This window comes from Cobetia sp. PS-4MA, from assembly GCF_057670765.1.
The window spans coordinates 1,346,822-1,366,599 of sequence record NZ_CM173107.1; the positions used below are offsets into that span (position 1 = coordinate 1,346,822).

Sequence of the window (19,778 nt, forward strand, 5' to 3'; positions counted from 1 at the left end):
AGCTGTCCGTTTGGCGTGCTGGCCGGTTGACCGGCTGGCCAGACGGGATTTCCGATGTGTCTCTCCTCGCATCGAGTCATAACAACAATTCAGCGGAGGAAATCTGCGTGGAAATGATCAGTTCTCTCTTTACCGCCATCAATGGCGTGGTGTGGGGCCCGGTGATGTTGATCCTGCTGCTCGGGGTCGGCTTCTATCTTCAGGCGGGCCTCAAGGGCATGCCGATCCGCAAGTTGGGTACCGGCTTCAAGCTGCTGTGGAGCGGGCGCGCGCCCGGCAAGGATGGCGATGGTGAAATGTCGCCGTTCAATGCCCTCATGACATCACTCTCCGCTACCATCGGTACCGGCAACATCGCGGGTGTGGCGACGGCGATCGCGCTGGGTGGACCGGGGGCGATCTTCTGGATGTGGATCACGGCGCTGGTCGGCATGGCGACCAAGTACGCCGAGGCCGTCTGTGCGGTGCGTTATCGCGAAGTGGATGACAATGGCAACCACGTCGGTGGTCCGATGTACTACATCCGCAACGGACTGGGGGCCAAGTGGGGTTGGCTGGGGGGCGCCTTTGCCTTCTTCGGCTGCTTCGCGGCCTTTGGCATCGGCAATACCGTGCAGTCCAACTCCGTGGCGGATGCCCTGGAAACCTCGTTTGCCATTCCGCACTGGGCCTCCGGTGTCGTGATGATGGTGCTGGCAGGTGCGGTCATCCTGGGTGGCATCAAGCGCATCTCCAGCGTGGCGGGCAAGCTGGTGCCGTTCATGGCGATTGCCTACTTCCTGTCGGGCATCGTCATTCTGGTGATCAATGCTGACCAGATCGGTCACGCCTTCGGCCTCATCTTCACTTACGCCTTCAATCCAGTCGCGGCGACTGGCGGCTTTGCCGGTGCGGCGGTGATGGCGGCCATCCGTTTCGGTGTGGCGCGCGGTATCTTCTCCAATGAAGCCGGCCTGGGCAGTGCGCCCATCGCCCACGCTGCCGCGCAGACCAAGAACCCGGTACGTCAGGGGCTGGTCGCCATGCTGGGCACCTTCATCGATACCATCGTCATCTGCACCATCACCGCGTTGGCCATCATCACCTCCGGCCTGTGGTCTTCTGGTGAGACGGGGGCGGCGCTGACCTCCATGTCCTTTGATCAGGCCTTGCCGGGTGTCGGCAACCATCTGGTCGCGATCGCGCTGGCCGTGTTTGCCTTCACCACCATCCTTGGCTGGTCCTTCTATGGCGAGAAGTGCTTCCAGTACCTGTTCGGTACGCGCGCCATCATGCTGTATCGCATCGTGTTCGTGATCGCGATTCCGGTGGGCGCGATGGCCAAGCTGGATCTCATCTGGCTGATGGCGGATACCTTCAATGCCTTGATGGCGATTCCGAACCTGATTGGTCTGGCGCTGCTGTCGCCCGTGGTCTTCAAGCTGACCCGCGACTACTTTGACGGCAAGGAAGTGCTGGCGGGCGAAGACCGCTGATCGCATCAGGAGCCCCCCGTCGCTGGCAGGCGCGGCGGGGTGAGCCCCCTCAGATTGTCCTATCTCGATCACTAGCCTCCGGCAGCACAGGGCCAGATTCACCTGGCTGTCGGAGAGATGTTGCATGCCACTCTGGAGAATGATGATGTCCGATTCCGCCGCTGTCACCGGTCTCAAGCAGACCGCGCTTCATGACCTGCACGTCGAGCAGGGAGCGAAGATGGTCGAGTTTGCAGGCTATTCCATGCCCGTCCAGTATCCGCTGGGCGTCAAGAAGGAGCACGAGCATACGCGTGCCAAGGCGGGGCTGTTCGATGTCTCGCACATGGGGCAGCTGATCCTGCGCGGAGAGAACGTGCAGGCGGCGCTGGAGACGCTGGTACCGACGGACATCGTCGATCTTCCGGTGGGCATGCAGCGTTACGGACTCTTTACCAGTGATACCGGCGGTATCCTCGATGACCTGATGATCGTCAATGGTGGCGATCACCTCTATGTGGTGGTGAATGCTGCCTGCAAGGATCAGGACGTCGCGCATCTGCGTGTGGGGCTGCCGATGGAGATCGAGCTTGAGGTGCTGGAGGACCGGGCACTGCTCGCCCTGCAGGGGCCGCTGGCTCACGCGGTCATGCAGCGTCTGTCGCCCGAGGCCTGCGAGCTGACCTTCATGCATCATTCCCATGTCACCATCGATGGCATCGAGTGTTGGGTCAGTCGCAGCGGGTATACCGGTGAAGATGGTTTCGAGATCTCCGTCCCCGATGCTGAGGCGGAGCGCTTCGCGCGTCTGCTGCTGGCGGCGGAAGAGGTGGAGTTCATCGGTCTCGGGGCGCGGGATTCACTGCGTCTCGAGGCTGGCCTGTGCCTGTATGGTCATGATCTGGACACCACGACGTCGCCGGTGGAAGCCAGCCTGATCTGGGCGCTGGGCAAGGTGCGTCGTCAGGGCGGTGCACGTGAAGGCGGCTTCCCGGGGGCGGACGTCATCCTGACCCAGATTGCCAACAAGGATCACACCCGCAAGCGAGTCGGTCTGGTGGCTGAAGGGCGTGCTCCGATTCGCGAAGGTGCCGAGCTCTTCGACGGCGAGGGCAACCGCATCGGTGTCGTGACTTCGGGCAGCTTCGGCCCGAGCTACGGCAAGCCGGTCGCCATGGGCTATGTGGCGATCGCGCACAGCGTGCTGGACACTCAGGTCTTCGCGGATGTACGCGGCAAGCGACTGCCGATGACCGTGACGAAGATGCCCTTCGTCGAGCAGCGCTATTACCGCGGCTGATGATGGGCTGAAGACAGGCAAGGCTGGACGGGAAAGGGGCTGCTTCGGCGGTCCCTTTTTCGTTGCCTGTGACAGGCGTCAGGCGTCAGGCAGCAGGCTCGGCTCTGGTCCGGGAGATCTGGATCGTGTCGTGGGTTGCAGGCAAGTGGCGCTGAGGCACGACGGAACTGGCTGGCAGGGGAGGGGCCGTCACGGCTTTCGAGGCAATCTCCAGACGCAGAAAAGCCCGCCGAAGCGGGCTTTTCCGTGGAAAGAGAGGTTAGTCTCTTTCAGCTAACTCATGATCAGTCGATGATCTTGATGTTAGCGGCCTGGAGGCCTTTCTTGCCCTGGGTGACGTCGAAGGAAACCTTCTGACCGTCTTGCAGAGACTTGAAGCCTTCAGCCTGGATTTCGGAGAAGTGTGCGAACAGGTCGTCACCGTTGTCGTCCGGAGAAATGAAGCCGAAACCTTTGGTGTCGTTGAACCACTTGACTGTACCAGTTGCCATGATCGTAATTCCTTACTGATGATATTGCCGGGAGTTACCCGATATACGTGGGTAAAACAAGGAGGATATGCACCAGGTACCGAAGTGTTTCGATCACGACTGACGATATACGACTTGCTAACCAACGAGATCAATACTGCGCTGCCGCGCCTCCAAGGTCAAATGAAATATCAAAAACTTCGCCTTTGGTCGGGTGTCTCGTGAGCAGATTCTTCTCGAATGGACGGCATTGCGCCAGTCAGTTTTCCAGATTTCGCAAGGATTGACAGTGACTTGCTTTTATCCCGTTATCCTGGTTTCTGGTCGGTATAAAACCTCGCCGTATATTGTTCCGCTTGAGAGGTTGCCAAGGTGAGTCATCGTCGTGGGGATGGGGCGTGCGTGCGGGCTTTCAAGGCAGTGGGCAGCTCCTCGCGAAGGATCCGCCAGGTCGTCATGCTTGGTGAGGGAAAGAGATAAAAAAACCGGCAGCGATGGCAGCGCTGCCGGTGGATGGTCTTGCAACCATCAAGACTCTCGGAGAGCGGCGATGATGCGCCCATCATCGCCGGAGAGATGGAGTGTCAAGCGATGCATCTGGGCCGTCTCAGGTGTCCAGCTGCATCTCGGGGACATTGTCGGGCACGATGAGCTTGCCTGCGGTCAGGCGCTGTATCTCCTCGACACTGACGCCTGGCGCGCGTTCCAGCAGGTGGAAGGCACCGTCCTTGATCTCGAGGAAGGCCAGGTCGGTCAGGACACGGCGAATGCAGCCGGCACCGGTCAGTGGCAGCTCACACTGGCTGAGCAGCTTGGACTCACCATGCTTGGAGGCGTGGGTCATGGTGCAGATGATGTTCTCGGCACCCGCCACCAGATCCATGGCGCCGCCCATGCCTTTCACCAGCTTGCCGGGGATCATCCAGCTGGCTATGTTGCCGTTCACGTCCACCTCGAAGGCGCCGAGTACCGTCAGATCGACGTGCCCGCCGCGAATCATCGCGAAGGATTCGGCGGAGTCGAAGATGGCGGCGCCATCGATGGCGGTCACGGTTTCCTTGCCGGCATTGATCATGTCGGCGTCGACCTCGTCGTCATAGGGATAGCGTCCCATGCCAAGCAGGCCGTTCTCGGACTGCAGCATCACGTCGATGCCATCCGGGATGTAGTTGGCGACCAGGGTCGGGATGCCGATGCCCAGATTGACGTAGGAGCCGTCCTGGATTTCCTGTGCCACTCGTTGGGCCATCTGTTCGCGTGTCAAAGCCATGATGTATTCCTTGTCTGAAGCGCCATCGAGGTGACGCCTTGCCGTGTCGGGGAGTGTCGTCGCGAGAAAACGGATGCAGGCAGAGCCTAGGCTCAACGCGAGCGAACGGTCCGTTTCTCGATGCGCTTCTCGAAGCTGCCCTTGATGACGCGGTCGACATAGATGCCCGGAGTGTGGATCTCGGCCGGGTCCAGCTCGCCGGGTTCCACCAGCTCTTCGACTTCGACCACGGTGATCTTGCCTGCGGTTGCGGCCAGCGGGTTGAAGTTGCGTGCCGTGTGACGGTAGACGACATTGCCGTAGCGGTCGGCCTTCCACGCCTTGACGATCGCGAAGTCACCCTTGATGGCTTCCTCGAGAATATAAGGGCGACCGTCGAATTCGCGGACTTCCTTGCCTTCTCCGATGGGCGTTCCGTAGCCGGTCGCGGTGAAGAAGGCGGGGATGCCGGCCCCGGCGGCGCGCATCTTCTCGGCCAGCGTGCCCTGGGGGGTCAGGATGACCTCGAGCTCTCCGTCCAGCAGCTGGCGCTCGAACAGGGCGTTCTCGCCGACGTAGGAGGCGATCATGGTCTTGATCTGGCGATCTTCCAGCAAGATGCCCAACCCGAAGCCGTCCACGCCGCAGTTGTTGGAGACGACGGTCAGGTCCTTCACGCCACGACGCTTGATCTCCTGGATCAGGTTCTCGGGAATACCGCAGAGTCCGAATCCGCCGGCGATTACCGTCATGCCGTCTTCCAGGCCCGCCATGGCATCGGCGTAGCGGGTCACTACCTTGTTGAATCCTGCCATGAAGTTCTCCTTGAGCATCTTGTGTTGTCGTTTTGACGGTGATGAGTCGCTGCTCATCTTCCGTGGCCGGCGCCTGGGGCAGGCGTCTGGCAAAGGCTTGAGTGCATCATTGCCGACAATCTGGTGGCTGTATATATTTGATAAGTTTGTTTTTTCTATCCATTGATAAGTTTTCATGAAGAGTCTTGGGCAGTACGATATCGCCTTGCCCGCTGGTTTCCTGCACAGATCCGCCTGTGGTGCGGGTCAGCGGCGGATATGCACGACAGGGCTGGACGACTCGCGGTGCAAGGCTGCGCAAGCGGCTCTGGCCACCTTGGACCAATGGTGTAAAGGCCGACGGGTCTCCCGGCGACGGGTTGAGCCTGTTTCCCCGAATGTCATCTCAAGGCGCGTCCCCCAGGGACCCCACAGGAAGGAAGCCGCATGACCTTGAAACAGTTGAAAGCCTTTGTCGCAGTGGCCAGAACCCTGTCTTTCGTGGAAGCGGGCACGTTGGTGCATCTTTCCCAGCCGGCATTGTCGCTGGCCGTCAAGAATCTGGAGGAGTCGTTGGGTGGGCGTCTGTTCCAGCGTTCCACTCGACAGGTCAGCCTGACGCCGGAAGGACGGGCCTTCTTCCCGCTGGCTCGCAGGATACTGTCGGATTGGGAGCATGCTGAGGACGAGATGCGCCAGCGATTCAGTCTCGGACGCGGGCGTGTGGCATTGGCTGCCATGCCGACCTTCGCCGGGAATCTGCTGCCAGGAGTACTGGCGGATTTTCGACGGCAGTTCCCGGAGATCACCATCGAGGTCAATGACGTGATCGCCGAGGAAGTCGTGGAGCGTGTCACCGATGGGCGCGTGGAACTGGGGATCTGTTTTGATCCCGGGGTCCGCGAGGACCTTGTCTTCGAATCACTCTTCGAGGATCGCTACATCGCGATCATTCCCGAGGGGCACGCCCTGTTGCAGGGCGCTCCCGCGACCATCCATTGGGATCAGCTGCTGGAAGAGGATTTCATCACCCTGCAACGTCCCTCGGGCGTGCGACACATGCTGGAGCGGCGCCTGGCAGAGGCGGGACTCAAGCTCACCGTCGCCTTCGAGACCCATCAGCTGGTGACCTGCGGACGCATGGTGGCAGAGGGACTTGGCGTCAGCGCGGTACCGGCGATGAGCGCCGATCAGATGTCAGCGCTGGGATGTCGGTGCCTGGGGCTGGAAGGGCCGGTCATCGAGCAACGGGTCGGCGTGATTCGCCGCGGCCGTCATGAGCTGTCGGTCGCGGTCCAGGCGATGCTGGACACCCTGCGGGCCCGCTATCCCGTCTCGCCGCCGCCCGTGCCTGATGAGGATCTAGCGTGACGCCGTCAATAGCTGTCGGTAGGTCAGGCTGATGCGCACGCCCTCGAGCTTGCGTGGCGGCAGGGCGTGATGCAGTCGGTCCTGACAGCCGCGCCCCATCACCAGCAATGAGCCATGGGGCAGCCACAGGTTGAATGCAGGGTCCTGTGCGTAGGGGCTGCGGGGGTGTCCCTTGAAGCGCAGGGGCCGCTCTCGTCCCAGTGACAGGGCCAGCACGATGGGGCGGTCGCCAAGCTCCAGTTCATTGTCACTATGCCAGCCCATGCGGTCATTGCCATCGGCGTAGCGATTGGCCAGCAGGCTGTTGAAGTGCTGGTCGATATGGCGTTCCTGCCCCGGCTGCGCGCTCAGCTCGCGGTTGATGGCGTGACGGGCAAGCTCCCCCAGATGCCAGGCCATCGGACGCCAGGGTGCTGGCTCGAACAGGCTGCCGGAATAGCGATAGCGAGCCCCGGCGTCCCCCATCCATACCTGACGGCGAGGGATGGGATGCGTCTTGCCATGCACGCTCAAGCTCGGCCGCTGCCAGTCGAGCGTGGTATCCAGCGTGACCAGTGCCTGGTCGGCCTGCAGGGGAGTCAGAGCGGTTGGCTTGAGATAGAGCGGGTGCAGCGGATGGCGATACCAGCCATGGGCCAGTGTCTGCCAGTCGTCCGGCAGGCCGGCCGGTCGCTGTCCGCTTGGCGGGGTGCGGGAAGGGGCGTGTTGAGGATGCGTGGCGAACAGGTCGCCGGCCTCGGAGGATATCGTCATGAGGCGAGCTTGCCAGAGCGAATTGACTGTCGGCAAGTCGAAGGTGGCCTGCCGCCGACAGAGCGTGCACTGGGCTCAGAGTCCTGTCAGGGACTCAAGACTCAGGATGGCCACTTCAGCCAGCCCGAGTCCCAGCAGCGCCCCCGCCAGCACGTCACTGACGTAGTGCAGTCCCAGGATCACGCGGGAAAGCGCGATCAACATGGCAAGCGGCGTGACGAGAATGGCCAGTTCCGGTAGCTGCTGAGCCGTCAGGCTGGCAAACAGCACCGCATGCAGTGTATGGCCACTTGGAAAGCTGTAGCGATCCAGCGGTGGCATGGTGCATTGGATGGTCGTGAAGGTGATGAAGGGGCGCTCACGGCACAGCCGGGTCTTGAGGGCGCGATACAAAAGGGCGCCGGCCCCCGCCGCCAGTCCGAATTCCAGCATCAACCAGCCACCTTGCACGTGATGGAAGGGCAGGCTGAGTGTCAGCAGCAACCAGACGGGCCAGTCGCCGAGGCGCGAGACCACGCGAAAGAGGGTCAGGATCGGCCGATACAGCGCCAGACGTGCCACCTGGCGACACAGCCGCCACTCCAGCAGGTCGAGTCGCTCAAAGACGGGAAGGCTGCGATCGTGCATCGGGCTTCTCCTCGGCGAGGCGTAGACAGGCAAGAAAATGCTCGGCGACCTGGCTCCAGGCCATGGGCTCGACGCGTACACGGGCTGCTCTTCCGAGACGTGCGATACGCGCTGGTCGCTGGCAGACTTCCACTGCCTGTTCGATGAATCTGTCCGGCTGGGTGCAGGGGGCCAGCAACCCCTGGTGGTCATCGCGGATCACTTCCGCAGCGGCCGCGTAGTCGAAGGCCACCACGGCCAATCCACTGGCCATGGCTTCCAGCACCACGTTGCCGAAGGTCTCCGACAGCGAGGGGAACAGGAACAGGTCGGCACTGGCGTAATGGGCAGCCAGCGCCTCGCCGGTCTGGAAGCCGGCGAAGATCGCCTCCGGCAGGCGTTGCTCAAGGCGTTCGCGCAGCGGGCCATCGCCCACCAGTACCAGCGCGATATCCGGCTGCACGGCCTGCATGGCCTCGTAGCTGCGAATCAACAGCTCGATGTTCTTTTCCGCCGCCAGGCGGCCGACATGCAGCGCGACGGGCTGCTGAGGGCCGACGCCCCACTGGCGACGCAGCGCTTCACTGCGATGAACGGGCGAGAAGCGCTGACAATCCAGCCCGCGTCCCACGACCCGGACATGCTTGAAACCCTGTTGCGCGAGAGTGGCGGCCTGGGTGCGTGTCGGGACCAGTGTCAGGTTGGCGGCATTGTGGAAGTGCTTCAGCCCCTGACGTACCAGGGGGCGTAATGCCCTGAGATGATAGTGGGTGCTGTACTGGTCGAAATTGGTATGAAAGCCTGCCACCACGGGCACGCCGAGGCGACGCGCGACCATCAGGGCACTGACCCCCAGCGGTCCTTCGGTGGCGATGTAGATGACGGAGGGCGGATGCTGGCGCCACAGCGCCGTCAGCCGTCTCAGGGCAGGGGCGCCGATCTGAACGGTGTCATAGCCCGGAAGACGGAAGCCGCGTACCTGAAGCTCCTGCGCGACTCGTGGTTCATGGCTGCCGTCGCGGGGTGCGGGCCGCACGAGCTGCAGCTCGCAGCCCCGCGTGATGAGTTGATCGCACAGATGGCTCAGCGTGTGAGCCACGCCATTGATTTCCGGGTGCCAGGTTTCACTGACAAAGGCGATACGCTCCATGACGGCTCCTGATGACCTTTGAACGAAGTATTGGCCATGGGAGTGACGCCTGCATAACAGCGAGGTGACGAAGTGATGACACCCCACGCAGGTGTCGTTGCAGCCGCGGTCACTCCAGCGGGCAATCTCCCGCGGGCAATCTCCAGCAGGCAATGCTGCCAGGAGGCAGCGGATTAAAGCGGTCACAGGTCACAGTTCACAGCTCAAAGATCAATCACGCTGGCCGAGACTGACGCGGGGGCGACAGGCGCGGCATGAAGGACGCCGTGGGCGAGGCATGCCCGACGCTCGTTTGGCAAGGCGAGCCCCTGAAGGGCTCGCCAGTGAGGCCGGCAGCCCCAGTTTCAGCGTTTCTCGAGCAGCTCGCGTGGATTGATCGGCTTGCCGCCATGGCGCACGTCGAAGAGCAGTTCAGGCTGACCGTCATTGCGACGTGCCACGCGACACAGCGGGGTGCCCGGCGTGACCTGCTGACCGACCTTGACCAGAATCTCTCCGCACTGCGCCAATACACTCTGCAGATTGCCTGAATGGTGAAGGATGACCACATTGCCCAATTGCCGCATGTTGTCGGCAAAGCGGACTTCCCCGCTGGCCGGCGCGCTGGCGACCCCATTGCTGGCCGTGCGAATCCGCATCGGGGCCAGTTGGCCATTGCGGTTGGTGCCGAATTCGCTGATGACTTCGCCGGCGGCAGGCCAGCGCCACGATTGACGCGGTTTCTTCAGCGGACCCGGATCCGGGCGTGCCACGAGACTGCCGCCGCTGGCACGCGCATTGGAAGCGCTTCGGCTGGGGCCACCATTGAGGGGAACCGAGATCAGGGTGCCGACTTTCAGGTCATTGGGGGGAAGCCCCGGGTTGGCGGTCTGGATGCGCTGAGGATTGGCTCCGAAGTAACGGCCTATCTTCGAGTAGGTGTCCCCGGGGCGCAGCTGATAGCGATAGGGGCCACCGGAGGGGGCACGCTCACGCGCGGTGGGCACCAGGATGCGCTGCCCGACCTTGAGGTCACGGATCTTGACGCCGGGGTTGAAGCGGGTGAGGCGCAACAGGGGAATGTCAGCGTCGCGTGCGATCTGCCCCAGGGTGTCGCCTTTCTGGATCGTGATCCATTGGCCTGCCGGTGAGCCGGAGTAGCTGCCGGTGGCGCAGCCTGTCAGCCACAGTGCCAGGCTCAGCCACGCCAGTCGCCGCAGCGGCGCGCGAGATGTCCTGTGGAGAAATGTCGAGATGGCGCCCACGGCCAGGCGCACAGCGCCCAGCGGCTCGTGAGGCATGTCAGAGTTGTTCAATGTCGTGTCCTGCACGTGACAGTCGGGCATCCTTGTCCTTCCAGACCTGATTGAGCCATTGCTGAAACCGTTCGCGGTAGGCAGCGTCCGCATGATAATCCCCGTTCAGCATCCAGGGTTCCACCGGGCGTTGCACGATATCCAGATGGATATCTCCCCCCTTGCCACACAGAAACTCCCAGAAGCTCGCGCTGGCGTGACGATAGTCCAGCGTGGCGTCGAGTATGCCTGACAGGCGGTCGCCGAGAATGCTGATCACCTGAGCGCTGCCGCCGGCGCGCGGCCTGAGCAGATGAGTGTACGGGCTTTGCTGTTGATCATGCTTGCCTGACGTGAAGCGCGTGCCTTCCACGAAGTTGAAGATCGACATGGGCGACTGGCCCGCTCGCTCACAGATGCGGCGTGTCGCGGCACGGTCGCGTTCCGCCAGGCGCGGGTCATTGGCCAGTCGTTCACGGCTGTAGCGGCGCATGAAGGGGAATTCCAGCGCCCACCAGGCCAGGCCGATGACGGGGACCCAGATCAACTCGCGCTTGAGAAAGAACTTGGGCATGGGCGTGCGATGATGCAATGCATACTGCAGCACGAAGATATCCGTCCAGCTGCGGTGGTTGGAGATCACCAGCCACCAGCGTCGCCTGGCGGAGCCATCCTTCAGGGCGTCCGGCACGTTGACCTGCCAATGGGGGCGTATCCAGGCGCGAATCCACAGATTGTTGGTGCCGATCCACCCCATGGCGAGACGGTTCAGCCCTTCGAGAAGATGAAGCTGCAGACGACGGGACGGGCTGAGCAGCTTGAGCAATGCCAGCAGGTACAGCGGTACCGACCAGAACAGGGTATTGGTGATCAGAAACAACAGGCTGATGACGCCTCTGATACTCGACATGAACGACTCCTTCAGCAGATCGCGCCATCCTAATTCACCCGTGACAGGAAACCCACCCCGCTTGCGTGGAGGACAGCAACTCGACGTTGCGCAAACCGTACGCATCTGATGTCGAATGGTGGCGGTTCGTGAGCTGTGGTGTCATTCGCGCGCCGACTTTCCTGTCGGCCGGTGCAAGGGAAGGCCTGACATGGCACTCGGCCATCGTCGTGAGCATGCACCGCCACTCGACGTCCTCTCACGAGATGGACGCCCTTTCAGGGAGCAGAGCGACATGTGGTTGCAGGGAGTGTTGGTGGGGCTGGCGATCGGGGCCTTCGTGTTGATCGCCATCGAGGACGTGATTCATCTCAACAAGGCCAAGACGACCTTGTTGCTGGGGACGTTCAGCTGGTTGCTGCTGTTCATCTTCGGCCCCGGTGCGTTGGGAGTCGATGACGTCGGTGAGTCGCTCAACGAGAATCTGCTGGAAATCGCCACCTTGTGGCTGTTTCTGATGGCGGCGATGACCTTCGTGGCGTTTCTCAATGCCAAGGGACTGATCGCCAATCTCATCTATCGATTGCTGCCGGGCCGCATCGGTGAGCGAGGCCTGCTGTATCTGACCGGCACCTTCGCCTTTGCCTTCTCCTCTCTGGCCGACAACATCACCGCTACGCTGGTGTCGTTGACGCTGGTGCTGTCTCTGGGATTGCCGCCGAAGAAGACGCTGCGTTTCGCGGTGCTGGCGGTGTTTGCCGTCAATTCCGGCGGGGTGGCGTTGATCACCGGTGATGTGACCACACTGATGATCTTCCTCGCCGACAAGGTGCGTATCAGTGAGCTGATGCTGCTGGCCATCCCGGCCTTCGTCAGCGTGATGCTGCTGGCGACGCTGCTGCTGCCCGGGCTTGGGGGAGAAGTCCATCTGTCGCGTGAACGCCGTCCCACCCGGCGTCTGGACCGCTTCGTGGCCTGGCTGTTTCTCGCCACCATCCTCTCCACGCTGGGCCTGAACGTGCTGTTCGGTATCCCGCCCTTGCTGACCTTCCTGTTCGGGATGTCGATCATGTTCCTGCTCGGGCATGTGGCCGAGCGACGCAGTGACAGCGAAGAGCGCAGAATTCTTGATTACATCAGGATAATTGAATTCGACACTCTGCTATTCTTCCTCGGTATCCTGCTGATGGTGGGAGCGCTCAAGGAAGCCCGCCTGCTGGAAGGGCTGGCACAGCTCTATGACGTGATGCCTGCCATGCAGGCCAATTATCTGATCGGCCTGTTGTCGGCATTGGTCGACAACGTGCCGTTGACGGCTGCGGTGCTCAAGGCGGATGTCGTCATGAATGATGCTGAGTGGTTGGCGCTGACCTACGCCGCTGGCGTGGGCGGATCACTGCTGATCATCGGGTCGGCCGCTGGAGTGATTGCGCTCTCCAAGGTGCGCGAGGTGACCTTCATGAGCTACCTGCGCTTCTTCCCGGCGCTGCTGCTGGCGTACAGCGTCGGATACGTCGGCGCCTACTGGCTGGGGGGGCAGGTCACCGACACGCCGATGGACCTGGGAGTGGCGCTCACGTCACTGGGCTCATTGCTGCGCTAGGCGAGGTGGTTTCGGAGGCTTTTTTCGTGACAGTCAGGCGCTCAGCGGTGAAGTGGTGAATTTTTGATCAATCTGACATTGGTCGCCAGATCGCGAAGCCGATGAGTGGATGTACAGAGATTCTTCACAGCTTTTTCCACAGCTTCTGTTGATAACCTGCTTGCGACCAACGTATTACGGCTCTGAGCCACCAGCAGACCTCATGGGGCACCCGAGCATGGCGCACGACAGCCAGTGGCTCGCGAGGGGAGCCCATGGCGGTGAGTCATGACATGGCTTGCCAATGAAAACGCCCCTGGCGCCAGAGGCGTCAGGGGCGTTGCGGCACTACTGCTTGCGAATCTGGCTCGTGAATCTTGTCCGTCAGGCACTCAGCTGGCAGAGCGTGTGCTCTGGCAGCAGTTGCTCGGCGGCGCGCTGATGCTGGCCACTGTCGGCCGTTGCCAGCAGGGCCAGCCCTCCCAGCACCACCATGTGCTCATCACCTTCGGCGAATACCATGCGTTGTGCGTGCGCGGGATAGTAGTGGTATTGCAGCTTGGGGTTGATGGGGAGTACGGCATGGTGGCGCCCGCTCTGCGGCGACATGCCGTGCATCAGCATGCCTTCGCAGACAGCTTCAAGCGTTTCTCCCAGCTCGTCGGCGTTGAAGCCCACGTGATGCAGGCGCGGGCCCATCACCGATAGCCATGCCGCCAGCGGGTTGGCTTCCAGCAGACGCTCGAAGGTGGGCCAGTCCGGCATGTCCCATGGGCGGCACGGCGCCAGCAGGTTCTGTCCCTTGCAGTCGTCACGGTGACTCTGGCTGATGAGCGTCTTCAGCAGGTCTCGGTGAAGGGGAGGCAGGCTATTGGCCTGAAGTTCGGCCAGCATGACAGCCGAGCCGCCATCCGGCGGCAGCAGCAGATCCACCAGTAGGCCACGGTCGGCCATGGCGTACTGCTTCACGCGTCGATAGCCCTGATGATAGAGGCTGGGACGCAGTTTCTCGCTGCGAAATGGCCCCTGATCCAGTGTCACGAACATCAGATATTCGGGCCTGATGCCATCCGGCCAGATGTCCAGCGCTCCGATATCCGGATGGCGGTGAACGAAGTCCAGCCATAGCTGTTGTAGAAATTCCTCGCGTTGCATGAAGCCTCCTTGACGGGATATCGGCACCCTGTGCTGGAGCGATTATAGGTACCTGCCAGATAAGGCCATTCAACGACATTGTCCTTTTTTTCTGACCGACTGTTCGGAGTGTGAAAATGCCAGTGCTGGTGGCGTATTGCGTGGTTCTCATGGTGTGGTCAACCACACCGCTGGCGATTTCATGGAGTGCTTCCGGATGGCTGCCGGCCTGGTCTGCCATGGGGAGAATGTTAATTGCCGCATGTATCGGTTACCCATTGTTACGCATGCTCGGGCTGAAAATGGATTTCGGTCGCGTGGCAATTCGCAGCTACGTGGCGGCTGCACTGGGGATATGGGGTGGGATGTACTTCGCCTATATTGCTGCCGGTTGGTTACCAAGCGGTATCATGTCGTTACTTTTCGGCTTAGCTCCTCTGCTATCAGGACTTTACGCGCGCTGGTGGTTGAAAAGTGCGCCTCTTGACAAGCTGCAATGGTTAGGTTTCGCATTGGCATTGGGCGGACTGGCCATCGCCGTCTCGGACTCGCTGGCGCTACCACCGGGCAGCTGGAAGGGGGTGGTGACCATGTTGCTGGCGGTCAACTGCTTTGCCGCTTCCGGCGTATTGGTCCAGCGAGAGCGAGCAGGGCTTCATCCGCTGGTGCAGACCGAGGGCGCGCTGCTCGTCTCGCTTCCGCTCTATCTTCTCGCGGCCCTGCTGGTCGATGGTGTGCCGCAGGCATGGCCGACACAGCGCCCGCTGGGGGCGATCGTCTACCTGGGTATCTTCGGCTCGTTGATCGGGTATCTGTGCTATTACTTCGTGCTGGCACGCCTGTCCGCCAGTACCGTGGCATTGGCCACCCTGATCACGCCGATATTCGCCATGAGTCTCGGCGCTGCCCTGAATGGCGAGATAGTCTCCAGCCGCGTGCTGGCGGGGGCGCTCTTCATCGTCGTGGGCCTGTGTGCCTATCTCTTCGGGCCGCAGTGGCGCGCTCGCCTGCGCGGGGGAGCCGTGACTCGCAGCTGAATGGCACGCCAGTGGATGCCAGAACCGAAAACGCCGCCCCGAGAGGGCGGCGTTTTCGGTTCTGGAGCGACAGCAGCTGGCGAGAGTGGACATCAGCCCTTGGTCTGGAACAGGCGCTTGAGCTCTTCCATGGCGCTCTTGGCGCTGGTGACCAGCGCCTCGGGGTCATGGCGGTTCTCGAAATCGCTCTTGAGCATGGTGTCATCCATCTCGCGGAAGGCGCGGACCACTTCGGCGGCACGTGCGCTTGGATAGCCCATGGCAACCAGCAGTTCGTTGCCCATTTCCAGGCTGCTGGCGTAGGTCTCGCGGATCACGTGTTCCACGCCCAGCTCCATCAGCTCCCAGGCATGGTGGCGATTGCGGGCCCGCACGAACAGCTTGAGATGCGGGAACTGTTGTCGAACGGTACGCACGATCTGGGTGGTCATCCTGGCGTCATCGACCGCCACCAGCATGATCTGTGCGTGCTCGGCGCCAGCCGCTCGCAGCAGCTCCGATCGGCTGGCGTCGGCGTAGAAGATGCGCGAGCCGAACTGACGCACGAACTCGACCTGGGTGATGTTGGGGTCGAGGGCGGTGAAGTTGATGCCCTGGGTCTTGAGAATGCGCGCGCTCATCTGACCGAAACGTCCGAAACCGGCAATCAGTACCGGCGGGGCTTCCTGACCGAAGTCTTCATCGTAGGGGCGCTTGGCTTCGCGCGCGGCACCGAACTTGCGCGCATAGCGATACAGGAAGGGCGTGGCGGCCATGGACAGCGTCACGGCACTGATGACCAGACTGGTAAGCGTCTGATCGAAGATGCCGGCGGCCATGCCGGCGGTCAGCAACACGAAGTCGAATTCTCCGCCCTGAGCCAGTACGGCGGCCAGTGGCAGTGCCTCGGCAAGCTTCAGGCGTGCGACGCGGCCCACCAGCGTGATGACCAGCACCTTGCCGACCATCAGCGCCAGTGTCAGGCCCAGCACCGTCAGCGGGCGTTCCATGACCAGCGAGACGTCCACCGACATCCCGACCGCCATGAAGAACAGCCCCAGCAGCAGGCCCTTGAAGGGGTCGATGTTGGCTTCGAGCTCGTGGCGATAGACGGTATCCGCCAGCAGCACCCCGGCGAGGAAGGCCCCCAGTGCCATGGAAAGCCCGACCCATTCCATCAGCAGAGCGGTACTGATCACCACGAACAGTGCCGCGGCAGTGAAGATCTCGTGGATCTCGCTGCGTGCCACCATCTTCAACAGGCGCGGAACGACGAAGCGGCCAACGATGATGACCGCCGCCACCATGCCGATGCCCTTGGCGACACCGGCCCAGCCGGAGCCGGTGGAAGCGTCGAAGTTGTCGGCGAACAGCGGCAGCAGCGCCAGCAGCGGAATCACGGCCAGGTCCTGGAACAGCAGGATGGCGAAGGTTGACTGGCCATGGGGTGTCGCCAGTTGTTGATTCTCGCTGAGTACCTGAAGCGCAAAGGCGGTAGAGGACAGCGCCAGAATCAGGCCCAGCAAGGCGGCGGCCGGCAGTTCAAGGCCCAGCCATAACCCGACGGGCGTCAGCAGCGCTCCGCATAGCAGCATCTGTGCGCTGCCAAGCCCGGCAAGCTTGAGGCGCATGTCCCACAGGCGCTTGGGTTCGAGTTCCAGTCCGATCATGAACAGCAGCATGACCACGCCGAACTCCGCGAAGTGCAGCACCTCGGTCGGTTCCGAGATGAAGCCGATCAATGACGGCCCCAGCAGCACCCCGATCGCCAGATACCCCAGGATGGACCCCAGCCCCAGGCGCTGAAAGAGCGGCACGGCAACCACGGCGCAGCCCAGCAGCACGGCGCCTTCCATCAACATGTTCATGTTTGCTTCCTTGTCCAGCTACGTGCGGAGAAAGGCGAATTGTCGCCGCAGCTTGCAAGCGCCGCAAGCGCTCCGCTGCGCACTTTTCCGTTGCCGTGAGTGGCTGCCCTGAGGGAGGCACGAGTCAAGGCACTGGCGAGAGGTGGGAAGCTGGCCCCTTGATTGACGGCGCGCGTGGCAGGGGCATCAGCTGAGCAACTGGCATGCCGGCTGCAAAAAAAAGCCCCCGCCATGGGCGAGGGCTTTTCAGGATCAGACAGAAGTCGAGGCGATGATCAGGCCTGCGGCATCAGTGCCTCGTCCTGGACGTATTGGTTGAACTCGGTGAAGCCACCGATGTGGGTCTGATCGACGAAGATCTGCGGCACGGTTTCCACCGGCTTGCCGATGGTCTTTTCCATGTCGGCCTTGGTGATGCCCTCGGCGTGGATGTCGATGTAACGGAAATCGAAATCATCGCGCTTGGCGGTAAGTTCTTCCGCGAGTTCCTTGGCGCGGACGCAGAACGGGCAACCCGGACGACCGAAGATGACTGCCAGCATGAGATTCTCCTTGGAGGGTACGTGATACTCGTCAAGCCCACCGTGACGTGATGTTCGTGGGCTTCCGGCAGAACCGGTGAGTCAATGGATGGATGCCATTGTGCTTGAGCCTCACCGGGTTTGCCAATTGAGCGGCACTAATTGGGTGATTGCGACACTCAATCATTGCCGGCGTGTATCACCCCATCAACAGCAGGTTGGCCCCGAAACCACCGACCATGAGCAACACGAACAGGATCAGTGCCAGCAGGAAGGGCTTCATGCCCAGTGAGCGCAGGCGATCCATGCGTGTCTCGACCCCGAGTCCCGCCATCGCCATGGTCAGGGCGACGCTCCCCAGCACGGACAGGTTGGCGTGCAGGGCGGCAGGAATCTCGCCGGTGCTGTTGATCCCGGCCATGGCGATGAAACCGAGGGCGAACCAGGGAATGGTCATGCTGCCGCCGGCATCACGGTCATCCCCCTCGCTGCGGCTGCGCATGGCCCACAGCTTGGGCAGCAGGAGCAGGAAGGGGACCAGCATCATCACGCGCATCAGCTTGACGATCAGGGCATTGGCCAGGGCGTCCGGACCTACCGCCTCACCTGCCGCCACGACCTGAGCGACCTCGTGAATGGTCGAGCCGATGTAGATGCCGAACAGCCCCTCATGCATGCCGGTCAGCGGGTAGAGCAAGGGGTAGGCCAGCATGGCCAGCGAGCCGAACAGTACCACCGTGGCCACGGCCATGGCGGTGGCTGCCGGGCGTGCCTTGATCATGGATTCCGTCGCCAGCACGGCCGCGGCGCCGCAGATGGCAGAGCCGGCACTGGTCAGCAAGGCGGTATCGCGATCCAGACCCAGCCAGCGCGTGCCCAGGAAATAGCCGCAGCTCAACACGGCGGCGATGACGATGACATCCAGCACGACCACGCTCCACCCCAGGCCGAGAATCTGCTGCAAGGTGATCGACAGTCCGAACAGGATGATGCCGAGTCGCAGCAGCTTCTTGGTCGCGACATGCAGCCCTGGTGCCAGTGCCCGGGCATGGCGGCTGGTGACGGGCAGGTTGCCGACCACGATGCCGCACAGCAGCGCGAAGACCAGTGGACTGACGCCGGTCGCGGCGAGGGTCGGAATGGCGTGCAGCCCCAGCCCCGCCAGTGTCAGCCCGCCGCACAGCGCGAGTCCCGGCACCATTCGGCGCAGCCGTTCCGTGACAGGGGGGGCAGTCAGCGTCTGTGCGTCCATTGGCTTTCTCCTTGGTGGGCGTGTCAGGTCAGGTCTTGTCGTGTGAAGGTCTTGAGTGCTTGTGAGAGCGTTGCATGCTTAGTGCTTCTGGTTTGATGAATAGTTTATGCAGGAATATCATTGGGTAGTTAGTCGATTATTCCTTTACCACTTACCGGAAAAACCGATATGCAGATCCATATCACCCTGCGCCAATTACAGGTCTTCGTCGCCGTGACTCGCCAGGGCTCGGTCAGTGGTGCCGCCCGAGAGATAGGGCTTTCGCAATCGGCGGCGAGCCAGGCGCTCTCAGAGCTGGAACGCCATCTTGACGTCGCGCTGTTCGAGCGACTCGGGCGCCGGTTGGCCCTCAATGCCAATGGCCGTCGTCTGCTGGCGCGTGCCGAACAGCTGCTGGAACAGACCCATGCACTGGAGCTGGAGGCCCGTGAGCCCGGGCTGGAGGAGGGGTTCCTGCGAGGCGAGCTGGAAATCGCCGCCAGCGCGACCATCGGGACCTGGCTGTTGCCCGGCCTGGCAGGGGCCTTCATGCGTGAAAACCCCGGGACCGAGCTCAACCTGCGCCTGCGCAATACCCATCAGGTGGTGGAGGCGGTGCTCAACTACGATGCCGAGCTGGGGCTGATCGAAGGGGATTGTCACGCGCCACGCCTGATGAGCCAGACCTGGCGCGAGGATGAACTGGTGGTGGTGGCGCCGCCGTCCCACCCGCTGGCGATACGTGCAACGGCACTCGATGACGAGGATCTGGCCAATGCCGACTGGATTCTGCGCGAGGGAGGGTCGGGCACGCGGGCGGTCTTCGAACGTGCACTGCACGGGCGAATCGAGCGTCTCAAGGTGCGCATGGAGCTGGGGCAGCATGAGGCCATCAAGCAGGCTGTGTTTGCCGGCCTCGGGTTGGGCTGCCTTTCGCGCCTGTCTGTGGATGCGGAGCTGTCGCGCGGGGAGCTGGTCGTGCTGGAGACGCCCCAGCTCAACCTCAAGCGGCATTTTTCCATGCTCTGGCATCCGGAGCGCTATCGAAGCCCCCTGTGGCAAGCGGTCAAGGTCTATCTGGAAGCCAGTCCGCGGTGAGCCGCGCGGTAGCTTGAT

General features: G+C 62.2%; 18 protein-coding genes. 6 read left to right on the plus strand and 12 right to left on the minus strand.

The features are described from left to right. The first annotated feature begins 113 nt into the window (after positions 1 to 113). Entirely contained in the window at positions 114 to 1,475 is a 1,362-nt protein-coding gene (locus AC26AR_RS05765) for an alanine/glycine:cation symporter family protein (protein WP_373996116.1), read from the plus strand. Positions 1,476 to 1,620: 145 nt separating this feature from the next. After that, complete coding sequence (gene gcvT / locus AC26AR_RS05770) at positions 1,621 to 2,754, plus strand: glycine cleavage system aminomethyltransferase GcvT (protein ID WP_488107711.1); 1,134 nt, start codon at positions 1,621 to 1,623, stop codon at positions 2,752 to 2,754. A 284-nt stretch (positions 2,755 to 3,038) separates the two neighbouring features. Here gcvT and AC26AR_RS05775 read toward each other — a convergent pair whose 3' ends face one another. The 3 genes from AC26AR_RS05775 to AC26AR_RS05785 all read right to left on the minus strand — a co-directional run bounded on the left by AC26AR_RS05775 (position 3,039) and on the right by AC26AR_RS05785 (position 5,288). Further along, positions 3,039 to 3,245 (minus strand): cold-shock protein, encoded by a 207-nt coding sequence (locus AC26AR_RS05775; protein ID WP_077372737.1) that lies wholly within the window; start codon positions 3,243 to 3,245, stop codon positions 3,039 to 3,041. A 586-nt stretch (positions 3,246 to 3,831) separates the two neighbouring features. Next, the gene (locus AC26AR_RS05780; protein ID WP_488107712.1) at positions 3,832 to 4,494 is read right to left on the minus strand and encodes a 3-oxoacid CoA-transferase subunit B; all 663 of its coding nucleotides are present in this window, start codon (positions 4,492 to 4,494) and stop codon (positions 3,832 to 3,834) included. Between the two features lie 92 nt (positions 4,495 to 4,586). Beyond that, complete coding sequence (locus AC26AR_RS05785) at positions 4,587 to 5,288, minus strand: CoA transferase subunit A (protein ID WP_077373240.1); 702 nt, start codon at positions 5,286 to 5,288, stop codon at positions 4,587 to 4,589. 426 nt (positions 5,289 to 5,714) lie between these two features. Here AC26AR_RS05785 and AC26AR_RS05790 point away from each other — a divergent pair, with 426 nt between their 5' ends. Continuing rightward, a complete protein-coding gene (locus AC26AR_RS05790) occupies positions 5,715 to 6,638 on the plus strand; it encodes a LysR family transcriptional regulator (RefSeq protein WP_488107713.1) in 924 nt (307 codons plus the stop codon). On the opposite strand, the gene AC26AR_RS05795 is transcribed toward AC26AR_RS05790, so the two are convergent. From AC26AR_RS05795 to yihG, 5 genes are all read right to left on the minus strand, one after another. Further along, complete coding sequence (locus AC26AR_RS05795) at positions 6,630 to 7,391, minus strand: alpha-ketoglutarate-dependent dioxygenase AlkB family protein (RefSeq protein WP_488107714.1); 762 nt, start codon at positions 7,389 to 7,391, stop codon at positions 6,630 to 6,632. The genes AC26AR_RS05790 and AC26AR_RS05795 overlap by 9 nt on opposite strands. 75 nt (positions 7,392 to 7,466) lie before the next feature. Beyond that, a complete protein-coding gene (locus AC26AR_RS05800; RefSeq protein WP_077372749.1) occupies positions 7,467 to 8,018 on the minus strand; it encodes a phosphatase PAP2 family protein in 552 nt (183 codons plus the stop codon). After that, positions 7,990 to 9,147 carry a glycosyltransferase family 4 protein gene (locus AC26AR_RS05805; RefSeq protein WP_084208998.1) on the minus strand — a complete coding sequence of 386 codons (1,158 nt, stop codon included), beginning with the start codon at positions 9,145 to 9,147 and terminating at the stop codon, positions 7,990 to 7,992. The genes AC26AR_RS05800 and AC26AR_RS05805 overlap by 29 nt, the downstream gene beginning before the upstream one ends. 344 nt (positions 9,148 to 9,491) lie before the next feature. Then, the gene (locus AC26AR_RS05810; RefSeq protein WP_289863146.1) at positions 9,492 to 10,442 is read right to left on the minus strand and encodes a LysM peptidoglycan-binding domain-containing protein; all 951 of its coding nucleotides are present in this window, start codon (positions 10,440 to 10,442) and stop codon (positions 9,492 to 9,494) included. Then, positions 10,429 to 11,331, minus strand: coding sequence for a 1-acylglycerol-3-phosphate O-acyltransferase, YihG family (yihG, locus tag AC26AR_RS05815; protein WP_084208996.1), 903 nt, complete (start codon positions 11,329 to 11,331; stop codon positions 10,429 to 10,431). Before yihG ends, AC26AR_RS05810 begins: the two co-directional genes overlap by 14 nt. Before the next feature lie 274 nt (positions 11,332 to 11,605). On the opposite strand from yihG, the gene nhaD reads away from it, so the two are divergent. Next, positions 11,606 to 12,913 carry a sodium:proton antiporter NhaD gene (nhaD, locus tag AC26AR_RS05820; RefSeq protein WP_488107715.1) on the plus strand — a complete coding sequence of 436 codons (1,308 nt, stop codon included), beginning with the start codon at positions 11,606 to 11,608 and terminating at the stop codon, positions 12,911 to 12,913. A 363-nt stretch (positions 12,914 to 13,276) separates the two neighbouring features. On the opposite strand, the gene AC26AR_RS05825 is transcribed toward nhaD, so the two are convergent. Further along, positions 13,277 to 14,047 (minus strand): VOC family protein, encoded by a 771-nt coding sequence (locus AC26AR_RS05825; protein ID WP_077372760.1) that lies wholly within the window; start codon positions 14,045 to 14,047, stop codon positions 13,277 to 13,279. A gap of 116 nt (positions 14,048 to 14,163) precedes the next feature. On the opposite strand from AC26AR_RS05825, the gene AC26AR_RS05830 reads away from it, so the two are divergent. Next, complete coding sequence (locus AC26AR_RS05830; RefSeq protein WP_077372763.1) at positions 14,164 to 15,063, plus strand: DMT family transporter; 900 nt, start codon at positions 14,164 to 14,166, stop codon at positions 15,061 to 15,063. Between the two features lie 92 nt (positions 15,064 to 15,155). Here the strand turns inward: AC26AR_RS05830 and AC26AR_RS05835 are convergent, their stop codons facing one another. From AC26AR_RS05835 to AC26AR_RS05845, 3 genes are all read right to left on the minus strand, one after another. Further along, on the minus strand, positions 15,156 to 16,910 hold the full coding sequence (locus AC26AR_RS05835) for a monovalent cation:proton antiporter-2 (CPA2) family protein (RefSeq protein WP_077372766.1): 1,755 nt from the start codon (positions 16,908 to 16,910) through the stop codon (positions 15,156 to 15,158). A 275-nt stretch (positions 16,911 to 17,185) separates the two neighbouring features. Continuing rightward, positions 17,186 to 17,452: a GrxA family glutaredoxin gene (locus AC26AR_RS05840; RefSeq protein WP_077372769.1), complete on the minus strand. Its 267-nt coding sequence runs from the start codon at positions 17,450 to 17,452 to the stop codon at positions 17,186 to 17,188. A 178-nt stretch (positions 17,453 to 17,630) separates the two neighbouring features. Beyond that, positions 17,631 to 18,683: a YeiH family protein gene (locus tag AC26AR_RS05845; RefSeq protein ID WP_240499556.1), complete on the minus strand. Its 1,053-nt coding sequence runs from the start codon at positions 18,681 to 18,683 to the stop codon at positions 17,631 to 17,633. A 168-nt stretch (positions 18,684 to 18,851) separates the two neighbouring features. On the opposite strand from AC26AR_RS05845, the gene AC26AR_RS05850 reads away from it, so the two are divergent. Continuing rightward, on the plus strand, positions 18,852 to 19,760 hold the full coding sequence (locus AC26AR_RS05850; protein WP_077372772.1) for a LysR substrate-binding domain-containing protein: 909 nt from the start codon (positions 18,852 to 18,854) through the stop codon (positions 19,758 to 19,760). The last annotated feature ends 18 nt before the right edge of the window (positions 19,761 to 19,778 follow it).

Bases quoted from the DNA above. Each gene is read 5' to 3' on its own strand.
- AC26AR_RS05765 (WP_373996116.1), top strand. From the start codon at position 114: ATGATCAGTTCTCTCTTTACCGCCATCAATGGCGTGGTGTGGGGCCCG.
- gcvT (WP_488107711.1), top strand. From the start codon at position 1,621: ATGTCCGATTCCGCCGCTGTCACCGGTCTCAAGCAGACCGCGCTTCAT.
- AC26AR_RS05775 (WP_077372737.1), bottom strand. From the start codon at position 3,245: ATGGCAACTGGTACAGTCAAGTGGTTCAACGACACCAAAGGTTTCGGC.
- AC26AR_RS05780 (WP_488107712.1), bottom strand. From the start codon at position 4,494: ATGGCTTTGACACGCGAACAGATGGCCCAACGAGTGGCACAGGAAATC.
- AC26AR_RS05785 (WP_077373240.1), bottom strand. From the start codon at position 5,288: ATGGCAGGATTCAACAAGGTAGTGACCCGCTACGCCGATGCCATGGCG.
- AC26AR_RS05790 (WP_488107713.1), top strand. From the start codon at position 5,715: ATGACCTTGAAACAGTTGAAAGCCTTTGTCGCAGTGGCCAGAACCCTG.
- AC26AR_RS05795 (WP_488107714.1), bottom strand. From the start codon at position 7,391: ATGACGATATCCTCCGAGGCCGGCGACCTGTTCGCCACGCATCCTCAA.
- AC26AR_RS05800 (WP_077372749.1), bottom strand. From the start codon at position 8,018: ATGCACGATCGCAGCCTTCCCGTCTTTGAGCGACTCGACCTGCTGGAG.
- AC26AR_RS05805 (WP_084208998.1), bottom strand. From the start codon at position 9,147: ATGGAGCGTATCGCCTTTGTCAGTGAAACCTGGCACCCGGAAATCAAT.
- yihG (WP_084208996.1), bottom strand. From the start codon at position 11,331: ATGTCGAGTATCAGAGGCGTCATCAGCCTGTTGTTTCTGATCACCAAT.
- nhaD (WP_488107715.1), top strand. From the start codon at position 11,606: ATGTGGTTGCAGGGAGTGTTGGTGGGGCTGGCGATCGGGGCCTTCGTG.
- AC26AR_RS05825 (WP_077372760.1), bottom strand. From the start codon at position 14,047: ATGCAACGCGAGGAATTTCTACAACAGCTATGGCTGGACTTCGTTCAC.
- AC26AR_RS05830 (WP_077372763.1), top strand. From the start codon at position 14,164: ATGCCAGTGCTGGTGGCGTATTGCGTGGTTCTCATGGTGTGGTCAACC.
- AC26AR_RS05835 (WP_077372766.1), bottom strand. From the start codon at position 16,910: ATGAACATGTTGATGGAAGGCGCCGTGCTGCTGGGCTGCGCCGTGGTT.
- AC26AR_RS05840 (WP_077372769.1), bottom strand. From the start codon at position 17,452: ATGCTGGCAGTCATCTTCGGTCGTCCGGGTTGCCCGTTCTGCGTCCGC.
- AC26AR_RS05845 (WP_240499556.1), bottom strand. From the start codon at position 18,683: ATGGACGCACAGACGCTGACTGCCCCCCCTGTCACGGAACGGCTGCGC.
- AC26AR_RS05850 (WP_077372772.1), top strand. From the start codon at position 18,852: ATGCAGATCCATATCACCCTGCGCCAATTACAGGTCTTCGTCGCCGTG.